We start from the raw sequence: 22,209 nt of genomic DNA, 5'->3' as shown, positions 1-22,209 counted from the left end.
CGTGTAATTTATTTGTTTACTTTTTAAGATAGAGGAAATATGAGCTGGTCCTACTCTCGTGAACACCAGAAGAACATTCTCTGCATGATCATGGCCGGTGGCCAGGGCAGCCGTCTGCAGCCCCTCACCCGTGACCGTGCAAAACCGGCAGTCCATTTCGGTGGCACCTACCGCATCATCGACTTCGTCCTGAACAACTTCATCAACTCTGGCATCTTCAAGATCAAGGTATTGACTCAGTTCAAGTCCGACTCCCTGAACAAGCACATTTCCGCCGCCTGGAATCTGAACGCAAGTTTGGACCAGTACGTGGATCTGGTTCCTGCACAGATGCGCACTGGCGATGATTGGTACAAGGGTACCGCCGACGCAATTTTCCAGAACATCAACCTGATTACCGACGAACGCCCGGACCTGGTGGCCATCTTCGGTGGTGACCACATCTACAAGATGGACATCAACCAGATGATCGACTTCCACCTCTCCCGCGCCGCATTGCTCACCATCGCAGCAATTCCGGTTCCCGTCAAGGAAGCAAGCGAATTCGGTATTATCGAAGTGGACCAGGACAACCGTATGATCGGCTTTGAAGAAAAGCCCCAGAACCCCAAGGAAATGCCGGGTCGTCCGGGTTGGTGCCTTGCTTCTATGGGCAACTACCTGTTCACCAGCAAGTTCCTGGTTCGTGAACTGATGAACGGCGCCAAGAATGGCGCAACCGACTTCGGCAAGCATATTATTCCGGCCCTCTACCACGACTATCCGGTGTACGTCTATGACTTCAACACCAACATCGTCCGTGGCGAACAGGCCAGCACCAAGGGATACTGGCGCGACGTAGGTACCCTGGATGCATTCTTCGAAGCAAACATGGACCTTTGCTCCGAAAATCCCCCGTTTGACCTGTACAACAACTACTGGCCTATCCGTACTTACAACTGGAACCAGCCTCCTGCACGTTTCTTCGCAGGCGATAACGAATCCCATCAGGGTGCAGCTATCGACTCCATCGTTTCTGCAGGCTGCATTATCGGTGGCGGTACCGTTGTGAAGAGCATTCTCTCTCCGGGCGTAACCATCCAGAAGGACGCCATGGTAGAAGAATCTATCCTCTTCCCCAACGTAACGATTGGCCCGGGTGCCAAGGTTCGTCGTGCAATCATCGAAAAGGGCTTGCATATTCCTGCAGGCTTCCAGATTGGCTACGACCTGGAACGCGACCGCAAGCTGTTCCACGTAACCGAATCCGGCATCGTTGTGCTGGCCAAGGATACGATTATTAAGGCTTAATGTGGCAGCACTCGAAGAGTGCCAAGCATAACATGTCGCAAGGTCCCCGAGCGTAGCCGAGGGGAAACCGTAGCAAAAAGACCTCGCTTAAAAGCGGGGTCTTTTTTATGTTGAAAACAGAATGGATTTCGCTTTTTTCTAATTTTGCTTTCGTATGAATGAAGAAGTGACTAGCACCCTTTCTCAAAAGGTGCAAGATATTGCAAAGTCCCCCAAGTATCGTGGGGCAATCTTCCAGATCGAGGCCGACGAAAAGGGCCTGGCACTGGTGGATGTAAAGGAAGCAAGCCTGAAGGTCTACCTGATGATTGACCCAGACTGCGACAAAATTCTGGAAACACGATTCTTTACCTATGGTGGCCCGGTGTTTACCGCCCTAGCAGATACCTTCTGCAAGAAGATCCAGATGGAGACCATAGACGAAGCCTGCAAGATTACCGCAGAGTCTATCGAAGAAGAACTGCGTGACATTCCCGAAGTACGAGCCATTCCCGAAAACGCTCCCGAAATTAGTCAGATGAACAAGCTGATTGCTAAAGTCCTGGAAGAATATCCGGAGAAGAAGGCAACCGCTATCATCGTCCGCGAGAAGATGGAACGTATCAAGTACCGCACTCAAACTGCAGAAGGCCGTGCGGAAGCAGATACCGAATGGAACGCCCTGACCAAAGTTCAGAAGATTGAAAAGATCGAGGAATGGCTCCACAAATCCGTCCGAGGAACACTGCAGGGCGATGGCGGCGACCTGGAAATTCTCGACCTGACCGAAGACAACCACCTGAAGATCCGCTTCCAGGGAGCTTGTGCCGGCTGTGGCAGTGCCATGGGCGGAACGTTGTTCTACATCGAGGATGAACTCCAGAACAATGTTTATTATAACTTGATTGTAGATCCCGAGGACCCCTTGGATAACATGAACCAGGAAGTGGTCATCGGCGGCGAACCCAGCGAAACCTAATCACGCAAGAGATTTTAAACCAACCTAAAGGAAGATAAAATGGCTAAAGAACCCAAAGAATTGAAGCTTAAGTTCGTTGACCCGCAGCCCATGCGCTACGGTGAAAACTCTCACCAGGCCGCAGTTTTCTACCGCGACCCCACTTGCAATGAAGCAAGCCTTGCAACTGCAAAGCAGCTCCATGGTAAGGAACTCAGCTACAACAACATCGTTGATGCTGACGCAGCTCTGGAAATGGCTCGCGAATTCGCTGGTGAAAATGCAGTTGTCATCGTGAAGCACATGAACCCCTGTGGCCTCGCTACCGGTAAGACTCTTCGCACTGCTATGGAAGCTGCATGGGAAGGTGATCCGGTGTCCGCTTTCGGTTCCGTGATCGCAGTGACCAAGAAGGTTGACCTAAAGACTGCTGAATTCCTGAAGGGTAAGTTTGTTGAAATCCTTCTGGCTCCCGCATTCGACAAGGATGCTCTTGAATTCCTCCAGAACAAGTCCAAGGACATTCGTCTCCTGGAAGTTGGCGAAATCAAGAAGGCCACCAAGATGAAGGTCTACAAGCATGTGATCGGCGGTATGCTGGTTCAGGACCGCGACGTTGACGTTTACGAAAAGTTCGAATGCGTCACCAAGAAGAAGTTCGCAAAGAACAAGGAAGCCCTCGCCCGCTTTACTTGGATCGTCACCAAGCACACCAAGTCCAACGCAATCGTCATGGGTTACGAATACGCTCGTGGTTACTTCCAGGTTCTGGGTCTCGGCCCCGGCCAGCCCAACCGCATTGACTCCAACCTCCGCCTCTGCCAGCCCCGCGTTCGTGACAACGTTGCTCGCATGAAGGCTGCAGCAAAGTTCTTCAACGAAAAGGGCAAGTGCATCGACAAGGCTGGCCTCAAGGCTCTGGAAGCTAAGGTGTTCAGCGAAGTCGTTATGGGTTCCGACGCATTCTTCCCGTTCCCGGATAACGTTGAAGCCGCAGCAGCAGCCGGTGTTCAGTACATCGTGCAGCCGGGTGGTTCCAAGAAGGACGACCTTTCCATCGAAGCTTGCAACAAGCTCGGCGTGGCAATGGTCTTCACCGGCATGCGTCACTTCCGTCACTAAAAAGGAAAACTCGTAGATGATTCCAGCATCCCAGAAGGAAACTAATCAGAAAGAAAAGGAACTGTACCATACAGTACTTTCCTTCCTGAAGAAGATTCGCAAGGCAGGCAAGACCACGGATAAGGAATGGAAGGAATACCGTTCCAGCCTGAAGGGTGTAGCCCTGTCTCCCGATATGGGCAAGGCTGCCGACATGTGGACCATGGATAACCTGGACCAGTTCATGCCGGACAACAGCCAGCTGCCACCCCTCAACGATATGGAATGCATCGCACGAGTCTCTCCCGAATTTCTGTCTCAGCTTATTGAAGCTCTTTACTACGGCATGTTGAACCTGACCCAGGCCAACATGATTTCCGATGAGATTCAAGACGCTGATCCAGATTGCGTCACCTCCGCTTCTCTTGAAGAACTTCTGGTGAAGCTGTGGATCGGAAACGCAAAGACCTATAAGAAGATGATTGTGAACTAATCATTTTTCTAAAGTTTGCAAAAAGGGCTCCTTCATTGAAGGAACCCTTTTTGTTTTTCTAAATTTGTTGTCATGACTCAGAAAGTTCGTGTGATTGGTGGCGGTCTCGCCGGTTGTGAAGCAGCATTGCAGTTAGCAAGCCGCGGTTTTGATGTTCATCTGTACGAAATGCGCCCGGTAAAGCCGACGCCCGCCCATCGCGACGGCCACTTGGCCCAGCTGGTTTGCTCCAACAGCTTTAAGGCTTTGGGCGTTACCAGTGCACACGGCCTCTTGAAGCAGGAACTGAGAATGTTGGGCAGCTTCCTTATGGAATGCGCCGCCGAAGCCGCAGTGCCCGCGGGAGATTCCCTTACAGTGAATCGCGACATCTTTAGCGAACTTGTGGAAAAGAAAATTGCTGAATGCCCCAACATCACGTTGCATCGCGAAGAAGTGACGAGCCTTGCAGGCGATTGCCCCACTCTGGTAGCTGCAGGACCACTGGCAAGCGACACTCTGGCCGATGACATCTTTAAGCGCTTGGGCAGCGACCGTTTGCATTTCTATGATGCCATCGCTCCCGTGGTGGAAACGGATTCCATCGACTTTGACCACGCCTTCTATATGAACCGCTGGGAGAAGGGCGAAACTGCAGACTTTATCAACTGCCCCCTGGACCGCGAAACCTACGAGAAGTTCGTGGCAGCCCTTGTGGATGCAGAAGGTATTGAGCCCCGCCCCTACGAAAAGCACGAGCTGTTCGAAGGCTGCCTGCCCGTTGAAGAATTGGCCCGCCGCGGCTACGAAACGTTGCGTCACGGCCCCATGCGTCCCATCGGCCTCGGCCTTGGCAACAACGGCAAACTTTGGTACGCCGTCATCCAGCTCCGCGCCGAAAACAAGCAGAAGACTTTGTACAACATGGTGGGCTTCCAGACGCGCCTCAAGTGGGGTACCCAGAAGGAAATCTTCACCATGGTTCCGGCCCTGAAGAATGCGAACTTCGCACGCCTGGGCTGCATGCATCGCAACACTTTCATCGATTCGCCCAAGTTCCTGGACAAGACATTGCGTCTGCGCCCGGAACTGGAATGCGCCAAGGACTTGCCGCCCACATGGTTCGCAGGTCAGATTACAGGTTCCGAAGGCTACACCGAAGCAGTAGCCACCGGTTTGTATTCTGCTTGGAACATGGCCCAGACGCTTTTGCACGGAGCCGCAGACCCGCTACCCGACGAAAGTTGCATCGGCGCTCTCATGAACCGCCTTGTAGAAGAAAACGAAGACTTCCAGCCCATGAATTTCAACTTCGGCCTCCTCCCCCATCACGAGGGCTTGAAGAAGAAGAACAAGAAGGAAATTCTTGGTGAAGCTGCCCGCGCAAGCGTCCAGAAATGGATCGCAGAACGCACCATCGGCAATGCAAGATTTGTGAATCCGCAAGCAGATGCGGAGTGTGAAGGATAATTAAAGTTTGTTTTCCGGACTATTTTCAAGTGAGCCAATCTTTGATTCCATAGCACTCTTGAAATTATCAAACTCACCAATGTAACCTGAATACACTCGATCAAGAACTGAATTAAACGATTCCTCATCATAAATATGAGATGCGGAATTTCGATCCTTAAGCATCGACAACCAAGTGGATTCATCATTCAAGAAACCATACTTGAAACCAGCTCTTAGAATTTCTCTAGGAGACCCGTTTTCAGCTTCTTCAATTCCATGAAGGCGCATCAATTCCTGAAGCGTTTTCCAGGCAAGTTCAAAAGCTAAACCAAATTGTCCAATGACTCCGGTCCTATAAATTTCGTCGGCAAGGGCTTTTGCTTTTTCGGAGTTTTTCAGGACTTCAAAGCAGTTTTTGAAATTATCAAACTTCTGCATAAAGGCACACTCCTTCACGTTCGATATTCTGCTTCAATTTCTGCGAAAGTACTGATTCTAAGTCAATTACATCAAAGGACAAAAGCGAATCAGCATCATCTTCCAACATATACTGGAATTCAGCAACATTGCATCCTGATACAGCCAAGTCAACATCACTACGTTCCCTATTGGTTCCGCGAGCACGAGAACCAAACAACACAACACGACTCAGTCCGCACTTCTTTGCGAACTGAACAATTTGTTGTCTCAGATTTTCAGGAATATTGACCATGTCTTCAATATAACTTTTTTTGAATCAGTTGATGCCGTCCCCGTTCCGAGGATCTAGCTAAACGCGAATCATCGTTTCGTCAATATCAGCAATTTTGCGGGCGCCGCACATGTACATGGTGTCCTCAAGTTCGGACTTGATTTTATCTAGGTAGATTTCGATGCCTTCCTGACCGCCGCCGTAATAAGAAATCAGCACAGGGCGGCAAATGAGGCAAGCGTCTGCGCCCATGGCGAGGGCTTTGAAAACATCCAGGCCAGAGCGGATTCCGCCATCAATAAGAATTTTGGAACGTCCTTTAACTGCGGCGACGATTTCTGGCAAAACTTCGGCGGTAGCGGGCGTATCCGAAAGAACTCGCCCACCGTGATTAGAAACGATAATAGCATCAGCACCAGCTTCCACAGCCTTAAGCGCTGTGCGAGCACTCATGATTCCCTTCACGATAAAGGGCTCCTTAGCGTGAGCCTTCAGTTCCTTTAAATCCTCGATGGTCTTTGTGCCGCCGCCCTTGCCGTTGAAAGACTTCAAGTGAGGCAAGCCAGCGCTGTCCACCACAACGCTCATAGCCTTGGGCATGGAATCCTTGAACAGGTCCATCAGTTCCATAATATGTTCGTTGGTGCCAGGATTGAAAACGGGTATGCCGCAGTTGCTGTGAGCCTTGCCCGATTCGATGGCGCGGTCCCAGACACGCTGGTCGCGGCCATTGCCGTAGGCGTGGAAAATGCCGCGGGATTCGCAGGCGGCCATGCACTTTTCGTTAAAGTCCGCCACATCGTCAGTGGGATTGAACTGCATGGCGATAGACCCGATGGGCGCCGTAATCAGCGGAAAACTTAACTTGAGGCCCAGCAGTTCCGTGCTGGTATCAATGGGAGAATTTTCAACGAAAGTATCCACGTTCAGCTTGATCTTTTTCCAAGCGTTGTAGTTGTCGTTGGCACCATTCCCCGGAGCCTTGGAGCCAGGGCCCGGCATAGTATTCTTGCAAGCCAAACCGTTACAGACGGGGCAAACCTTGCAATTGGGGCCGATGTTCTTGCGGGCATTTTCCAAAACTTCTTGATAATTCATACGTTACCTCTGAAGGGAATATAAGAAACTAATGAGCAACCTATTTTTTATAAAACATAAAAGTCAAAAAAAATGAGACGCGGGGGTAGCCAGATTGTTCTCGTCGCTACTCGTCTTCGACGAGCAACTGCATCATTCTGGCAAACACAGGATTTTTGTATCGGGATTATAGCCAGATTGCTGCGCAAGGCAATACGGCTTCGCCGTGCCTTGCTTGCCCTTCGGGCTTAGGCCTTATGGCCTAAGCTCAAAAATTGCCGTACGCACTCACTTCGTTTCGTGCATCGGCGATTTTTGTCGAACTGACTTCGTCGTTCGATCTGGCTATACCTAAGATACGAGAAAAGGCACCCACAAGGGGTGCCTTTCTCGTATCGGGGTAGCCAGATTCGAACTGACGACATTCTGCTCCCAAAGCAGACGCTCTACCAGGCTGAGCTACACCCCGATTTTAAAAGGAAAAGGCCGATCCCGATTACTCGAAACCGGCCTTTCCTGAGCTATGAAGGACTCGAACCTTCGACCCACGCCTTAAAAGGGCGTTGCTCTACCAACTGAGCTAATAGCCCGAGTGCGACAAATATACTAAAGGTTCTTTTTTTTGTAAAGGTGGATTGGACAATTTGCACAAAATTGTGGTTTTTCTAATTACTGAACGCACATTCCTGCGGAACAAATTTTTTAAATTTATCCCATGCCGTTTAAGATTTCCAAAAGCGCATTTATTGCAGGTCTGCTGCTTCCTACAGCAGGTATGGCCTATTTCACACAGAACGATGCTGGACGCGAAGTGTTCTCTTTTATGAACACCTTTGACGGTCCCCGCAACACCGCTTTGGAAAAGGCTGCAGGAGCTCTCCCCTCTACGGATCCCACCATTGTTACCGTGAACCCGGCTAGCGTGATTCTGCCCGAAGGCAAGAACCATATGGCAGAAGCTCACTGGCAGACTGGTGATTTCGCAGACAATCAGGGAAGTTTATCCTACACAGGTCACTACCAGAAGTACATCTATCAGGTGAGCTACAACTGGCTGGACTACGGCACCATCGAAGGTTACGACGACTACGGCGATGCAACGGGAAAGGACTACAATCCCTTTAGCCAGTTGATTACCGCAACGATCGCCTTCCCCATGAAGCATTTCAATTTCGGTGCAACTTTGAAGTTTGCAACGGATAATCTGGCAGATGACGAAGGTGCCAGAACCGCAATGGGCGCCGCTTTCGACTGGGGTATTACCTGGCAGTCCGAAAGCAAGTTATTTGGACTGGCCCTGGCAGCCCGAGATTTCGGATGTCTGCTCCGCGACTACGTGGACGATGACGAAAACCAGTACTACCCCATGTCCCAGACATTCATTTTAAGCGGCTATATGCGAGCAAAGTCTCTGCCCCGCCTGACGCTTTTTGCGGCAACTGAATTTCCTCGGTATGCAGAGCCCTTCCTGAACTTGGCTGGCGAATATAACCTGGGCAAGAGTTTCTTTGTCCGTCTGGGCTTCTCCAGAACTTGGCTGGATCTTTACCGCGACGCCCTGGAATTGATGGCCTCCGAAGACCGTCCGGACGAAACCAACCGCGCCCATATGATTAGCGCAGGTCTTGGTTACAACCACCCGTTTTTCTCCGTGGACTACAGCTTTTCCTACTTAGCACAAGGTCTTGGCCAGGAACATCGTCTTGGCATCAGGTTTAATTTCTAATGAGACAGTTCGACGTTTTCGTCTTTGACAATTCAAGCGAATTCGATTCCTGGAAACCCACATTGGAAGATCCCGCCCTGGGATGGTTTCATACCCGAGACTGGAACGGCGAACTGAACGAGCTGGAAGCAGAATGGATTGTTTTCGCCCATCCGTCCATCCACATTGACCGGGAATTTCTCAACGAACTTGCTCTGGAAACAGACGGTTTCCCCATGGTGGACGCATTCGCTCCCCGAGTCAAATCCAACGGACATTTCTATGGCGGCCTACTGGTAGATGGATCCAAGGGATTCTCCCCTATTTCCGAGCTGGACGAATTGCGTTACGTTGCAGGTCCGAATCCGCTCATCGGAGTTTTTTCCCGTCGCATCATCCAGCGTACGGGTTTATTTGACACGGATCTTCCAGAATCCTTGCGCCTGCTGGATTACAGCCTGCGGATGGCTCACGCCGGCGGAAAGATGTTCAGCGTTCCTTACCTGGTAGCAAAAGCTTTTGATGAAAAGATCGATGAAGATCTTCAGTGCAAGCTGGACGGATCCTTCCTGAAACAAGGTTCATCCGTCAAGGATCTGTGGCCAGTGATGTATAAGAACATGCCTCACGGGACCACCCTCTCGTATACCATGAGGCATCCCTCTACCATGGGTATGTTCGTCAAAACTCAAAAGGAACTTGATGAAAAAAGAGAGAAGGCGGTACTTCTCTCCAAGCTCTCCGAAAAGCGAATTCAGGAAATTTCTGTCAAGAAGAAATAGCCTAGAAGAAAACCCAGACGGCAATCCAGAAGACCAGCAGACAGAATTCCATCTCCTTCGAGATTCTTGACAGGAAGGAACTGCACAAAGCCAATCCAAAGATGGCTATTAGACGAGTCCAGTTGAAATCGCCCCCTCGGTAATAGAGAGAAACATTTCCAAACAACTCAATCCATAACCAGAAGATTTGAGCCAGAATGATGAAGGCCCTGCGGGACTTTGTCAGTGCAGTCGTGGAGAAGCAAAGACACAACGCCAACAGACGGAACGGATAATACTCCACGTCACCTGCGGCCGCAGAGAAGACCACAAACAGAAGGAGAGATACCGCAAGAATGCCACCATTGCGGTACAGTCCAGAACCCGGTCGCCACAAGTAATAGGCGCAACCAAGTGCTAGCAGACATCCAAGCGCGTTTAGCAGAGGTATCATCTTGAAACCTCCTTTGCCAAGGAACGCATATACTGAACAAGACCGCGGATTTCATCTTCCGAGAGGCGGCCCTCATAGGAATTCATATTGGCGCGTCCCTTGGAAATGACCTGATAGAGCGAGTCATCGCCCAAGGAGTTCAGACGGTCAAACGTCAGTGTAGTAGGTACGGGATAGAATTCTCGGACGAACTTCTCATTCAACTTTCCATCAGTTCCATGACAGGAGGTGCAACGAGCATTCCAGAGCAAAGCGGACGATTCCGGAGTTACCGTTCCAGAAATGGAAGGCGCTTGTGGGACTGCGGTAGAGACGTTTTCGTCAGATGGGCTCGTTGGAAAACCTGCGTAGAAGATCCCGACGACTCCACCCATCATAATTGCTCCTACAGAAATCAAGGCAAGTTTTTTCCAGGAAGACACCTGCAACTTGAACGATGTTTCCAGCCAGAGAGACAACCCCGCTACCAAAGCAATCAAGGGATAAGTCAAGGGCAACAGGTTTTCTAGTTCAAGATTATTTTGAGGCAGATTCAAGCACCAAATGCAGAACAAGATTGTCAACAAAACGCCAAACAGAACAGGCAAACGAAGGCTCCTAAATTCCGGTGAGGAAAACGGCGGAACATAGGAATCCTGCACCTGTTCCAAATTTTCCGTTCGGGCCACATCCGCTTCCATCTCGCTGCCATCCATTTCGCCGAAATAGGTATTGTAATCTTCCAGATATTTACCCACAAAATTTCGCAGACCGTAAAAGAGCAGAAGGAAGAAACCGAGAGAGAAAGAAATCAATCCAAAATCGTTCCAGCCAAGCCTTGCAGAAATATTTTCAAAGCCCGGAGAAACAAGGTAAAGTCGTTCCAGGAATAAGCCAGTCAAAACGGAGAGACTGATCAGCAGGCGGCCGCGACGACGATCGCGAACGCCAGCAACCCAATAGAGTTGCGGGAGGACGCCGGCAAAGACAAATGTTCCAGCAAAGAATTCGCCCGACCTCAGGAAAATCCACAACCAGATGACGCAGATGATCCAGGATGAAACCATCATCAAACGTTCCAGCATACGGACGCGGAACCCTTCCGCACAAAGCAAAGCGTTCACCAGGGCCAATCCAGAATAGACTGCTCCCACCACAAAGTAGAAGGGGAAGAAAGCGCCTTGCCAGCTAGGAACGAAGGTGGTGGCAAAGTCCAGGCTTACCACAGAATGGACCCACAAGACCAAGGGCAATAGCAGCCAAGCTAAAGGTCTACGCAGTTTTTCAAAAGCAGGATTTTTCTGGGATGCAAGATGATTGTTGAAGAACAGCGCAGACAGAATTCCGTATACCGCAATACAGCAGAAATCCCAAACCAAGGGAGAGCCTGCATTAGGGAACACTCCTCGCCCATCCACAAAGGGAGCTACCATATAGAAGTTCCCGATGACGCCCAGATGAATCAAGGGGAACAGAACTGCCAAGGCAAGGCAACACAAGGTGGACAGTTCCGCAAGCATGGCGGTACGACGGTCTAACCTAACATTCAACACCAGGAAAATGGCAGAAAGCAAAGTTCCGGCATGAGCCAGACCAATCCAGAAAACAAAGAGGGCAATAGGAGTCCCCCAGAACGTCTGAGAATCCGTATACCAGCTTCCCGGTCCTTCATAGAGAGAAAGTCCCAGAGCAGCAAGCCCAGGCATAAGCAACACTAAACCGATGATTCTTAAAACCTTCAGCATTAGTGACGCCCCATAATGAAAAGAATTGAGGGATCAAAGGAGGCCAGACTCTTTGGTGCATAAAGAGTACGTCCGGCTACGGCCTTTACTAAGGGAGATTCCTTATCCAGCCAGTTCCCGAAAATGATGGCCTTCTTGGGACAGGCCTCCCCACAAGCGGTATTTACTCCACGGCCACGCCATTCCTCGGACTTCAAAGAAACTTCGGACTTCAGGGAAACGGACAACTCAGTCTTGAATCGCATGCGGTCATCCTGAAGGCGATGGAGACAGAGGGAACACTTTTCCATGACGCCCTTATCGCGAAGGGGGACCTTGGGGTTAAAGACGCGACTGAGGCCCATTGCCTTGCTATCGTGGAAGTTAAACTTCCTTGCCTGCATGGGGCAGTTGGCGCCGCAGAATCTGGAACCGGCACAACGCTTGTACATCATGGTGCTTAAGCCATCTTCGCTATGGGAAGCAGCCCCCGTAGGGCAGACTTTCTCACAAGGGGCATTACCGCAGTGGGCGCACATGAAGGGCGCGTTTCCCCGCATTTCAATCCAGTGCATAAAGCGTCCATCGGCAGCATCCTTCTCGGGAACCAGAGGGATGTTATTTTCCTTGTTGCAGGCCAAAATGCACTTGCCACATCCATCGCAGGCGTTCAGGTCGATGACCATGCCAAAACGATTCTTGCAGGTCTTTCCAGAAAGAGAAAGTTCCTTCGGGAAGGATACGGGCACTAAGTCCATTTCCTTACGGACGATTGCCATGGCCTGGCGAACTTCCTCTTCAAACTTTTTCACGCTGGGAACGTCGCCTACGTGAGCCAGTTCCGACAGCACATCCTTACGACAGCCAAAAAGAAGACCTGCTACGGCCATCAAGGAACAAGACTTTATGAAATCGCGACGATCCATTGCCATAAATATACCTAGCGATGGCAGGTGGCACAATCAGTGGCCGCCGGCTTATAGCCCATATCCTTGAATGTTTCGCCCCGATGGCACTGAAGACAAGTTTTCATATCGAACTTTTCACCACCATAGACATTCTTATTCACGTCTCCATGGCAACTGGCACAGGTTACACCCGCCGCAGCATGAACTCCGTGGTGGAAGACCACATGGTCCGGCAAGTTGGATTTCTTAGACCAAGGCTTTTCCGGAGCATTGGCCAAGGCAGAATCCAAAGTTTCAATCCCCGGATTTTCCGTCAAGGGCAAACGATGGCAATCCATACAGTCCTTCTTGGAGGGGAAATAGGCCTTAGCTAGGGAGCGACTCCCCGTATGGCAAGAGGCACAGTCCAGACCAATGGAATCCCCATGGAGTGCGTGATCAAAGGGCACGCCAGGTTTAGATTCGCTTGTATTTGAAAAACCCGTACGGAAAGGTTCCGCACCACGTCCCACCACAAAATCAGCCAGCAGGAAGGCAAATATCAAGGAGAAAACCGCCACAAGAATCTTCACTTGGGCCTCCCTGGATCATCGGGATTCTTTAGGATGTAAAGCAGCCAGGCAGTCATTTTCTTGGCCTGGATTTCCGTCAGGGGGGTAATATCCATAGCCGGCCATTCATCGGGATGTTTCGGCGTAGGATGCATCAAGTACTTTACCATCTCCTCCGGCTTGTCCGCATACTGCAGAACGTTATCCTTCATGGGAGGAGCCGCAAACTTTCGGGCCCACCTGTGGCAGCCCTTACATTCATTCTGGAAAAATTCCTGGGACTCAGTCTTCAATTCAGGCGTAACTTCAGGCAAGGCAAAATCCAGAGCAAAAAGCCCTGTTGCCAGTATAAAAACGCCTAAAACCAGCTTGAATTTCACACCCATTTCAATCATCCTGAATCTTCCTAAAATATACGTAAAATTTTTTCAACCAGAACATTATCCATAGCTCATAACGTACTGCGCAAAGCTCAGATCTCATAGCTTATTTCTATCTTTGTCTACATGGGAATTATTGAAATCATCGTTATCGCAATTGTCGAGGCCATGGACTGTTTCGCGGTCTCCATCGCCACCGGTCTCACCAAGAAAGGCATCCCCTATTCCAGAGCCTTAATCCAGGCTATTTCCTTCGGCGTCTTTCAGGGCGGCATGACCTTACTGGGATACTTCCTGGGGAACTTCGCCCAACGCTGGTTTGAATCTATCGGTACGCCCATCGCCTGCGCCATTCTCTGCATTCTGGGTGGCCGCATGATCTGGGGTGCAGTCCGTGGTGGAGACGACGAAGCCGCAGAAATTGCCTCCAAGAATTTGACTATCGCAAACATTCTGCTGATGTCCATTGCAACAAGTATCGACGCCTTTGCTGTCGGCATCTCCTTCGCCTTTATTAACGCCAACATGGTAACCGCAACTTCTGCCATCGCCATCGCAAGTTTTGTCATGGGCGTCATCGGATTTGAGATCGGACGTCGCGCCGCAAAGAAATTCAAGACCAAGATTCCCGAAGTCATTGCAGGCATTATCCTGATTGGCATCGGCGTAAAGATGTTCTTCTAGGGCGTTAAATAACGAGGGACTTTATGGACCAGAAAGAGTTTGACCATACCCGATATTTTGAACTGAAGAAGCAGTTGGAAGAAGCTAGCCGCCTTTACTACAAGGATGGCATCTCCCCCATGAGCGACCAGGATTTTGACTTCGGCCTGAAGGAAATGGAAGCTCTGGAAAAGAAATATCCGGAACTGGGCGGTGCAAACTCTCTAACCCGAAATGTGGGTAGTGACCTGACCAACGATTTCGCCAAGGTCACCCACGCAGTCCCCATGCTCAGCATTTCCAACGTATACAGCGCCGAAGAAATGCAAGAATTTGTTGAATCCGCCGAAAAAGGTCTGGAAGAAATCGAAACAGATTCTATCGGACACGACGAGTCCTCCAGAACGACATCTGACAAGTGGATTTGCGAACGTAAAATTGACGGAGTCAGCTTAAGCATCGTCTACGAAAACGGCAGATTAAAGCAAGCGGTAACTCGCGGTGATGGCGCCCAGGGCGATGACGTAACCTTGAACGCCCTGACCATCAAGGATATTCCCGAATACTTTGACGCCAAAAAGTTAAAGATTGACCCGTCGGAAATTCCCCAAGGAACCTTTGAAGTTCGCGGTGAAGTCTATATGGAACGCGAGGCATTTGAACGCCTCAACGAGCAGCTGATTCTGGAAGGTAAGAAGATTTTCCAGAACTGCCGTAACACGGTCTCTGGCTCCCTCAAGCTAAAGAGCGTCAATGAATGCAAGACTCGTCCCATGCGATTCTTCGCCTATCACATCCCCCAGAGCAATAACGCAACCCACCAGCAGAATTTGGAACAGCTTAAAAAATTAGGCTTCCACACCAACGAATATTGGACCGCAAATACCGTAGATGAAATCATGAAGATTTCAGAAACCATTGGAGCTGATCGAGACAATTTGGCTTTCGACATTGACGGTATGGTAGTCAAGTTGAACAATCTGGATCAGCAGCGCGCTCTGGGAACAACCAGCAAGAGCCCCCGTTGGGCCATTGCCTATAAGTTCAAGGCGGAACGAGCCTACACGCCCCTGCTCTCTGTTGAATTTCAGGTAGGCCGCACCGGCGCCGTTACGCCCGTAGCAAATCTCGCACCCGTACGTCTGGCAGGCACCACAGTCAAGCGAGCCACCCTCCACAACTTCGATGAAGTGTCCCGTCTGGACTTGCACTTCGGTGATACCGTTGGCGTGGAGAAAGGCGGCGAAATCATCCCGAAAATTACGGATGTGAAAAAGGAATTGCGTCCAGAAGGAGCCGTACCTGTACGTGCTCCCGAAACCTGTCCGGAATGTGGCACTCCCCTCACCCATGTGGATGGCGAAGTCATCCTCCGCTGCGAAAACCTCCACTGTAAGGCACAAGTCCAATGCCTGTTCGAGCACTTCGTCAGCCGCGAAGCCATGAACATCGAAAACCTGGGTCCCAGCCTCATTGCAAGTCTTATCGCAACAGGCAAGGTCAAGAGAATTCCCGATCTGTACCGCCTCACGCAGGAAGACTTGGAAAGCCAGGAACGTATGGCCAAGAAAAGCGCAAAGAACGTCTTTGACGCCATCCAGGCCAGCAAGGAACGTAGCCTGGAAAATCTTCTCCACGGTATTGGAATTCGTAATGTGGGTCGCACCAACGCCCGCAACATGGCAAAATATTTCCGCACGTTGGAAGCCATCCGCACCGCCCCTATGGAAGAACTCCTGAAAGTTCAGGATGCAGGCCTTGTCATAGCCAATTCCGTCTACGAATTCTTCCATACGGAAATGTACGCCAAGGAAATCGACGAACTCATCGCCCTTGGCTGCCCCACCGAATTTAAGGGCGTCGTGAAAACGCTTTTCGCAGGTCAGACCGCAGTCATCACCGGAACCCTCCCCACCATGGATCGCGATGAGGCACGTAAACTCATCGAGGAAAACGGCGGTAAGGTAAGCGGTTCCGTCAGCAAGAAAACCAGCTGGGTTCTAGCAGGTGAAGCTGCCGGCAGCAAGCTGACTAAGGCAAACGAATTGGGCGTCCCCGTCCACGATGAAGCCTGGCTCTTACAGCAAATTGCAGAAAGTGCCGAAGAAACTCCTACGGAGCAACCTCAGGATTTGCAGACGAGCCCTCAGGAGCCGTTACAGCAGGAACTTCCGCTGTAGTTGCAGCAGAGCCAGCCTCTTTAGTTTCCTTCGCAAGCTTATTCTTCACGCAGCGTACTGAGAAAGAGAAGTTTTCAAAATCTTCCATGGTGGTGAAATCATCCTTGGAATGGATGATGTTCCAGTAGACTGCACCCATTCCGTCACCGCCCTGAGCGGCCCAAAAATACGTGCTTGTACCTAGTTCGGCGTATTCGCCATCGGCAAATCTACTGCCGGATGGAAGTGCATTAAATCCGGAGACTGCAGAAATTGGAGCGCCCCCTCGGGCCCAGCCTTCCTTACTCTTCAAGGCAGAACCAATTCCACCTCGACGCATATTCAAAGCCTTCTGTCCCAAAGCAATCCATTCGTCATTGGAAGGCATATGCCACCCTTCAGGGCAAATCCCCTGGTGTTCCGCCATAATGCTTCCCGTCATGGACTGTTCCACATAATCCGCAGGCAGTCTCATGGCAACATGCCAGGGATAGAGACGACCATAAGACTTGCAGCGAATATCCTTGTCCTCATAGCAATAGCTGCCAGGGGCAGCAAAACGAAGGTTTTCCGCCATCCAAGTATCCTCACCGATAACCACCGTCTTATAGCGGTTATCATCTCGAACATCGTAAATAGACGTACTGTCGTAGATTTCATCCACATCGGGAGGATCCATAACGCAACGCAGGTAGTGAGCCTCGTCCTTACGAACCGTATCCCGAACGAAGTCATCCTCATCGTTAGACAAGCTCATCAAGATCCCAGAAACAGAGTCCGCCTCCGTTCCAGTCCAGAATCCTGTAAACGATCCAAATCCGCCAAATGCAAGTTCCGATTTCCAGGTAGAATCCACCACACAGGAATCCGCAAAGACCGTATCCGCCACGCCGCCCTTCTTTGCAGGAGGTATAATTTGCTTGACGATGGTTTCACAAATCATGCGGGGTTTGGTATAGCTAACAGATCCCAAGGGTTCCGCATTAAAGCCAAAGCCATTGGTACCAGGCAAGGCTTCTTCGCTTTCAGGCCAACCGACACGAGATTTCAAATTGGTGCCAACACCTGTAGCGTTGTCAATATCCTTCAGATAGGAATCCAGTCGATGGAAATCTAGCGCTGTAGGGACGTGCCACCCATTGGGACAAACGCCCTTAGGTCTTACCTTGGAAATGGAATCACGTCCAGATTTATTCACATACTCTGGGGACAGTTTTACCACAGCAGGCCAGGGATATAGACGGCCATACTTTTCACAATTTTCGGGTTTATTATCGTAGCAGAAACTTCCGGGAACCTTTACATCCAGGTTGTTAGCCATCCAGACCTGATCTCCAATATGAACCGTTTCAACCTTACGACCTTGAACTTCCACCACAACCTTAGGCACAACAACAGGCACAGGAGAAGGAGGTTCCTTGATTTCATAAAGTCGGTCTTCTACACAGCGAACAGATGCACCTGTTTCCTTTGTATCGTAATTTCCTTCAATATTTCTATTATCATAATAAATCCACCAAATGCGAGCCCCGTCATTAGAATATTCGGTCGATGTCCAAAAAACAGCAGAACGCCCCATATCAAAATAACGTCCTTCAAAATCACGTTCACCACTAGGCAAGGCATTAAAACCAAATTCATCGCTGCCTGCAGGAATTCGCATTTCCTTCTCCCAAGTCTCTTTGGATCTTAAGCTCAAGCCAACACCATCGCTAATACCCTTCTTACCAACGAAATGCCTCATGATTTTCCATTCCTTATTGGTAGGAACATGCCATCCATTGGGGCAAATATCATGAATTTTTCCACTCTTATATTTGGGAGAAAGCTTTGCCAGAGAGCGGCTGTTGTAATAGTCAACCACCATCATCACCATGGCCCAGTTGTACAAGCGACCGTATGTTTCGCAATTGTAATCCTTGTTGTCGTAGCAGGAACTACCCTTCACGTTAAAGCGAAGGTTTTCTGCAAACCAGCGTTGTTCACCTATTTGTACGGTCTTATAAACACGTCCGTCGCGCTTATCTTTAAAATCCGGCATTTTTTCTACATACGCAGCCGCCACAGAGGAAATGACAAGAACCGCTGCGCAAAATAGGAAATGAGCAAAACTTTTCGTAAACATTATTTAACTCCCGACTTTCCTAATATAAACAAAAGAATTATCCCCGCACAAACAAAAAATCGGTATTCCCCTAAAAATTGAGCAAACGCAAAAAGACCCTCGGTCGTAAAACCGAGGATCTTTTTAAAGCTTTATGAGCTAGGTTTAATTTTTCTTCGAAAAATTAAACTGCACCCTGCCACTTCATAGCGTCAGCAACCTTGAGGAAGCCAGCGATGTTTGCACCCATAACGAGGTTCTTCTTGTCGCCGTACTTTGCAGCAGCGGAAGAAGCAGCAGCGTAGATGGAGGTCATGATGCCATCGAGCTTAGCGTCAACTTCCTGGAAGGTCCAGGAGAGACGTTCGGAGTTCTGAGACATTTCGAGACCGGAGGTAGCAACGCCACCAGCGTTTGCAGCCTTAGCAGGTCCAAACAGAACGCCAGCCTTGAGGAAGGCTTCGATTGCTTCCGGAGTAGAAGGCATGTTAGCACCTTCAGCAACAGCCTTTACACCGTTAGCGATAAGAGCCTTTGCGGATTCTTCGTCGATTTCGTTCTGAGTTGCGCAGGGCAGAGCGATGTCGCACTTAACAGTCCAAACGCCCTTAGAACCTTCGTGGTATTCAGAACCCGGAACGCGCTTTGCGTATTCAGAGATACGTGCACGTTCGACTTCCTTGATCTGCTGAACAACTTCAACCTTGATGCCGTTCGGGTCGTAGATGTAACCGTTGGAGTCAGAAACGGTAACAACCTTTGCACCGAGTTCCTGAGCCTTCTGGGTTGCGTAGATAGCAACGTTACCAGAACCGGAGATAACAACAGTCTTGCCAGCGAAGGAGTCGTTAGCGAGGTCCTTCAGCATTTCGCGAGTGAAGTAGCAGAGGCCGTAACCGGTAGCTTCGGTACGTGCGAGAGAACCACCGTAGGAGAGACCCTTACCAGTGAGAACGCCAACGAATTCGTTGCGGAGACGCTTGTACTGACCGAACATGTAACCGATTTCGCGAGCGCCAGTACCCTGGTCACCAGCCGGAACGTCAGTGTCAGCACCGATGTGCTTGGAGAGTTCAGTCATGAAGGACTGGCAGAAGCGCATCACTTCGTTATCAGACTTGCCCTTGGGTTCGAAGTCGGAACCACCCTTGCCACCACCCATGGGGAGAGTAGTCAGGGAGTTCTTGAAGATCTGTTCGAAGCCGAGGAACTTCAGCATGGAGAGAGTAACTTCGCCACGGAGACGGAGACCGCCCTTGTAAGGACCGATAGCGGAGTTGAACTGAACGCGGTAGCCGCGGTTAACCTGAACGTTGCCCTTGTCATCCAACCAAGGTACGCGGAAAGTGATCACGCGTTCCGGTTCTACGAGACGGTCGATAACGCCGTTGGTTTCCCAAGACTTGTCCTGAGCGAGGACGGGGTCCAGGGATTCGAGGAATTCACGAACAGCCTGGTGGAACAGAGCCTGATCCGGATCGCGAGCGACGACCTTTTCATAGACGGACTTGAGGTAAGCATTCTGGATTGCCATAATATTATCTCCATTGAGAGTTATTTAGTGTTTTGTTTTAACGATTCAAAAGATAACAAATAATGAAAAAAAACAAGTGGGAATATACAAAAATCGTTAATTTACGACATTTTTGTAAGTTAGTTTTTCATCATAATTTCAAAGTGCCATTTTTCGCAAAATTTAAAGGGTTCAAAACATAAAAACAGACATTTTTGTAAGTCCCATCTCAAATCACCACTTCGTAAACAAAGATTTACATTTTAAGCAATGTTATTTTTCACTTTATGAATAGAAAATTGCACTATTACACACTAATACAAACAGAAAACCTCCCCACGAAGGAGAGGTTTTCCACAAATCGAAGTATTCAATTCTTGCTTAGAGACTCTTGATGGTATAAGTCATCTTTGCGCTTTGGGAAGTCACACGGACCTGGAGAACGCCCTTTGCCTTGGGCAGGAAGAACACTTCACGACCCTTACTTTCGATGGACTGGATTTCGTTACCCTTCAAGTCAAAGACCTGAACCTTGAAAGGAGCAGCCTTTGCACTAGCAACGCTAACTACACCGTTAGCATTGACCAGATGGAACGCACTACCAACCAAAGCCTGACCTGCAATGGCAAAACCAGGATCAACAACAGAAGTATCCTTCTTGGAAGTATCCTGAGGGACAGGAGTAGAAGGAATGGTGTCCTTCTTTACCAAGGGAGAGCTTTCGGTTCCCAGTTCTGTATCGGTCTTGGGAGCCTTCTTGCTGAGGATGTAGCCCAGTGCGCCCACCAGAGGAGCGTTCAAGTCCACACAGACTTCGTTAGTGCTGTAGTTAGAAACAGTACCGTTATGGCTACCGCTATTGAAGTCACCGGCGATCATACCACCCAAAAGCTTGTTCTTTTCAGGAGGACGGAGACCAGAATCCACTTCACGACCTTCGTCTTCGTTAGCATAGTAGCCACGATGATGAGGTGCAGTAGGAGCATTTGCCCCATTGGAAGTAAAGCCAACAACGTAAGACTTCTTGCTGGAATTATCGCCTAACAGATATGCAATATTCTTTTCGATATCACTATCGTAGCTATTGTCATCATAGTACTTTGCATACAAGGCATAAAGGAAAGCGCCGCCGGAAGGAGAACGAACCGGGAAGTCTCCAGAGCCCTTCTTTTCCGGAATAAAGACTCCACTCTGAGCCTTATTCTTGTACATCTTGTCCAAGAACATCTTCGGAGTAGCAGCGCCATAGTCATCACTATCAATACCGATGGAATGGCCCACAATCACGGACAACGGAATGGCGTTGGCGTAATTCATAGGAGTAGAGGCACCACCACTAAAGTCAAGATCATAGAAGACATCTTCAGCATCGCTCTTATACTTATCTTCCTTGGTGGTTCGGTAAAGTTCCAGGGCAGCAAGGAACTGACCATCCGTCACGCGACCGTTCCACCAGTTGGCGTTATAGAAGCTACCAGAAGTGGTCACACCCTTATGAGCCATAGCATAAGTGAAGGCATTCTTAGCGCCCTTCAAATACTTGGCGCGGTTGGATTCATCGGGATCCACGCGAGCCATCACAGCCAGCATTGCAGCAGCCATACCGGAGGAATAGCTGTCATTTGCATTTGCGGTCATGGTACGGGTATCACCGCCATTGCCAGAACCCAAGGTACTCATCTTGCCCGGAGTCACCCACTTCTGGTGGTCTGCGTTACCATCACCCTTCACAGAAATAAAGGTATTGCCATCAGGAGCAGCCTTTACCCAGAAATCAGCTTCGTAACGAAGTTCTTCCAGGAGATCACGGACCTTATTGGCCTTACCACTCTTGCGGGTGTAATCCTTAGCGGCCTTATAGTCGGTGTAATCACCGGTATAAAGGTCATAGAAGCCTTCCGTAAATTCAGCATATGCAAGAGCAAGAATGTATGCGGAATAGCCCTGGGTCTGACCGAACATGACATGGTCGCCACAGTCAAACCAGCCACCAGTCATGTCCTTGCCCTGGTAGGCATCCTTCAAGAAACTTGTAGTGTAATTAGTGCCATCGGCAACCCAGTTAGGGCCCTGGCCAGAGCGCTGGGCGCCATAAAAACGGGTGGTCATCCATGCGGCTTCCACAAAGTCATCTGTGCTCAATGCAGCAGAAACGGTGGTAGCGGCGAGACCGAAAAGGGCAAGACCTGCCATCAAAGACTTTTTAAAGAACATAAATTCTCCGAGATTAAACTCTGATTGTATGCCACATCCCAATACCGGGCTTAAATTTAAATAATCCCTTCAAA

The 22,209-nt window shown here is 49.7% G+C and carries 20 protein-coding genes and 2 tRNA genes; 9 read left to right on the top strand and 13 right to left on the bottom strand.

Features of this window, described 5'->3' with window-relative positions:
• Positions 1 to 39: 39 nt before the first annotated feature.
• The 5 genes from glgC (at position 40) to trmFO (ending at position 5,270) form a co-directional block, all read left to right on the top strand.
• Positions 40 to 1,290, top strand: a complete 1,251-nt coding sequence (gene glgC, locus BUB59_RS01280) for a glucose-1-phosphate adenylyltransferase (RefSeq protein WP_073224856.1) — start codon at positions 40 to 42, stop codon at positions 1,288 to 1,290.
• Between the two features lie 154 nt (positions 1,291 to 1,444).
• The gene (locus BUB59_RS01275) at positions 1,445 to 2,248 is read left to right on the top strand and encodes a NifU family protein (protein ID WP_073224854.1); all 804 of its coding nucleotides are present in this window, start codon (positions 1,445 to 1,447) and stop codon (positions 2,246 to 2,248) included.
• A gap of 39 nt (positions 2,249 to 2,287) precedes the next feature.
• The gene (locus tag BUB59_RS01270) at positions 2,288 to 3,349 is read left to right on the top strand and encodes an IMP cyclohydrolase (protein ID WP_073224852.1); all 1,062 of its coding nucleotides are present in this window, start codon (positions 2,288 to 2,290) and stop codon (positions 3,347 to 3,349) included.
• A 16-nt stretch (positions 3,350 to 3,365) separates the two neighbouring features.
• A complete protein-coding gene (locus BUB59_RS01265) occupies positions 3,366 to 3,821 on the top strand; it encodes a hypothetical protein (protein WP_073224850.1) in 456 nt (151 codons plus the stop codon).
• Between the two features lie 72 nt (positions 3,822 to 3,893).
• A complete protein-coding gene (trmFO, locus tag BUB59_RS01260) occupies positions 3,894 to 5,270 on the top strand; it encodes a methylenetetrahydrofolate--tRNA-(uracil(54)-C(5))-methyltransferase (FADH(2)-oxidizing) TrmFO (protein ID WP_073224848.1) in 1,377 nt (458 codons plus the stop codon).
• Here trmFO and BUB59_RS01255 read toward each other — a convergent pair whose 3' ends face one another.
• The 5 genes from BUB59_RS01255 to BUB59_RS01235 all read right to left on the bottom strand — a co-directional run bounded on the left by BUB59_RS01255 (position 5,271) and on the right by BUB59_RS01235 (position 7,610).
• Positions 5,271 to 5,690 (bottom strand): HI0074 family nucleotidyltransferase substrate-binding subunit, encoded by a 420-nt coding sequence (locus BUB59_RS01255; protein WP_073224846.1) that lies wholly within the window; start codon positions 5,688 to 5,690, stop codon positions 5,271 to 5,273.
• On the bottom strand, positions 5,677 to 5,964 hold the full coding sequence (locus BUB59_RS01250) for a nucleotidyltransferase family protein (protein ID WP_073224844.1): 288 nt from the start codon (positions 5,962 to 5,964) through the stop codon (positions 5,677 to 5,679). The genes BUB59_RS01255 and BUB59_RS01250 overlap by 14 nt, the downstream gene beginning before the upstream one ends.
• A gap of 57 nt (positions 5,965 to 6,021) precedes the next feature.
• A complete protein-coding gene (locus tag BUB59_RS01245) occupies positions 6,022 to 7,041 on the bottom strand; it encodes an alpha-hydroxy-acid oxidizing protein (RefSeq protein WP_073224842.1) in 1,020 nt (339 codons plus the stop codon).
• 374 nt (positions 7,042 to 7,415) lie between these two features.
• A tRNA-Pro gene (locus tag BUB59_RS01240) sits at positions 7,416 to 7,489 on the bottom strand.
• A gap of 48 nt (positions 7,490 to 7,537) precedes the next feature.
• Positions 7,538 to 7,610: transfer RNA gene (locus BUB59_RS01235), tRNA-Lys, on the bottom strand.
• A 125-nt stretch (positions 7,611 to 7,735) separates the two neighbouring features.
• Here BUB59_RS01235 and BUB59_RS01230 point away from each other — a divergent pair.
• Positions 7,736 to 8,746 (top strand): PorV/PorQ family protein, encoded by a 1,011-nt coding sequence (locus BUB59_RS01230; RefSeq protein ID WP_073224841.1) that lies wholly within the window; start codon positions 7,736 to 7,738, stop codon positions 8,744 to 8,746.
• Positions 8,746 to 9,507 (top strand): hypothetical protein, encoded by a 762-nt coding sequence (locus tag BUB59_RS01225; protein WP_073224839.1) that lies wholly within the window; start codon positions 8,746 to 8,748, stop codon positions 9,505 to 9,507. Before BUB59_RS01230 ends, BUB59_RS01225 begins: the two co-directional genes overlap by 1 nt.
• A 1-nt stretch (position 9,508) precedes the next feature.
• Here the strand turns inward: BUB59_RS01225 and BUB59_RS01220 are convergent, their stop codons facing one another.
• From BUB59_RS01220 to BUB59_RS01200, 5 genes are read right to left on the bottom strand one after another with little or no spacing between them, the layout of a single operon-like run.
• Positions 9,509 to 9,940, bottom strand: a complete 432-nt coding sequence (locus BUB59_RS01220; protein WP_073224837.1) for a hypothetical protein — start codon at positions 9,938 to 9,940, stop codon at positions 9,509 to 9,511.
• Positions 9,937 to 11,664 (bottom strand): c-type cytochrome, encoded by a 1,728-nt coding sequence (locus BUB59_RS01215; RefSeq protein WP_073224835.1) that lies wholly within the window; start codon positions 11,662 to 11,664, stop codon positions 9,937 to 9,939. The genes BUB59_RS01220 and BUB59_RS01215 overlap by 4 nt, the downstream gene beginning before the upstream one ends.
• Positions 11,664 to 12,569 (bottom strand): 4Fe-4S dicluster domain-containing protein, encoded by a 906-nt coding sequence (locus tag BUB59_RS01210; RefSeq protein ID WP_159433301.1) that lies wholly within the window; start codon positions 12,567 to 12,569, stop codon positions 11,664 to 11,666. Before BUB59_RS01210 ends, BUB59_RS01215 begins: the two co-directional genes overlap by 1 nt.
• Before the next feature lie 14 nt (positions 12,570 to 12,583).
• Positions 12,584 to 13,123 (bottom strand): cytochrome c3 family protein, encoded by a 540-nt coding sequence (locus BUB59_RS01205; RefSeq protein WP_073224831.1) that lies wholly within the window; start codon positions 13,121 to 13,123, stop codon positions 12,584 to 12,586.
• On the bottom strand, positions 13,120 to 13,497 hold the full coding sequence (locus BUB59_RS01200; protein ID WP_073224829.1) for a c-type cytochrome: 378 nt from the start codon (positions 13,495 to 13,497) through the stop codon (positions 13,120 to 13,122). Before BUB59_RS01200 ends, BUB59_RS01205 begins: the two co-directional genes overlap by 4 nt.
• Before the next feature lie 111 nt (positions 13,498 to 13,608).
• On the opposite strand from BUB59_RS01200, the gene BUB59_RS01195 reads away from it, so the two are divergent.
• Together BUB59_RS01195 and ligA are read left to right on the top strand one after the other, a co-directional pair.
• A complete protein-coding gene (locus BUB59_RS01195) occupies positions 13,609 to 14,166 on the top strand; it encodes a manganese efflux pump MntP (RefSeq protein ID WP_073224827.1) in 558 nt (185 codons plus the stop codon).
• A gap of 23 nt (positions 14,167 to 14,189) precedes the next feature.
• Positions 14,190 to 16,325, top strand: coding sequence for an NAD-dependent DNA ligase LigA (gene ligA / locus BUB59_RS01190; RefSeq protein WP_073224825.1), 2,136 nt, complete (start codon positions 14,190 to 14,192; stop codon positions 16,323 to 16,325).
• Here ligA and BUB59_RS01185 read toward each other — a convergent pair.
• The 3 genes from BUB59_RS01185 to BUB59_RS01175 all read right to left on the bottom strand — a co-directional run bounded on the left by BUB59_RS01185 (position 16,258) and on the right by BUB59_RS01175 (position 22,135).
• Positions 16,258 to 18,345 carry an FISUMP domain-containing protein gene (locus BUB59_RS01185; RefSeq protein WP_159433300.1) on the bottom strand — a complete coding sequence of 696 codons (2,088 nt, stop codon included), beginning with the start codon at positions 18,343 to 18,345 and terminating at the stop codon, positions 16,258 to 16,260. The two genes, ligA and BUB59_RS01185, sit on opposite strands and share 68 nt — an antisense overlap.
• A 247-nt stretch (positions 18,346 to 18,592) precedes the next feature.
• Entirely contained in the window at positions 18,593 to 19,942 is a 1,350-nt protein-coding gene (gene gdhA, locus BUB59_RS01180; protein WP_073224821.1) for an NADP-specific glutamate dehydrogenase, read from the bottom strand.
• 360 nt (positions 19,943 to 20,302) lie between these two features.
• The gene (locus BUB59_RS01175) at positions 20,303 to 22,135 is read right to left on the bottom strand and encodes a glycoside hydrolase family 9 protein (RefSeq protein WP_083540103.1); all 1,833 of its coding nucleotides are present in this window, start codon (positions 22,133 to 22,135) and stop codon (positions 20,303 to 20,305) included.
• Between the last annotated feature and the right edge of the window lie 74 nt (positions 22,136 to 22,209).

Origin of the sequence: Fibrobacter sp. UWEL, from assembly GCF_900142535.1 — a bacterium.
Taxonomy (GTDB): domain Bacteria; phylum Fibrobacterota; class Fibrobacteria; order Fibrobacterales; family Fibrobacteraceae; genus Fibrobacter.
Note: the sequence above shows the minus strand (reverse complement) of the source record. Positions and strands in the feature narration are given on the sequence as shown.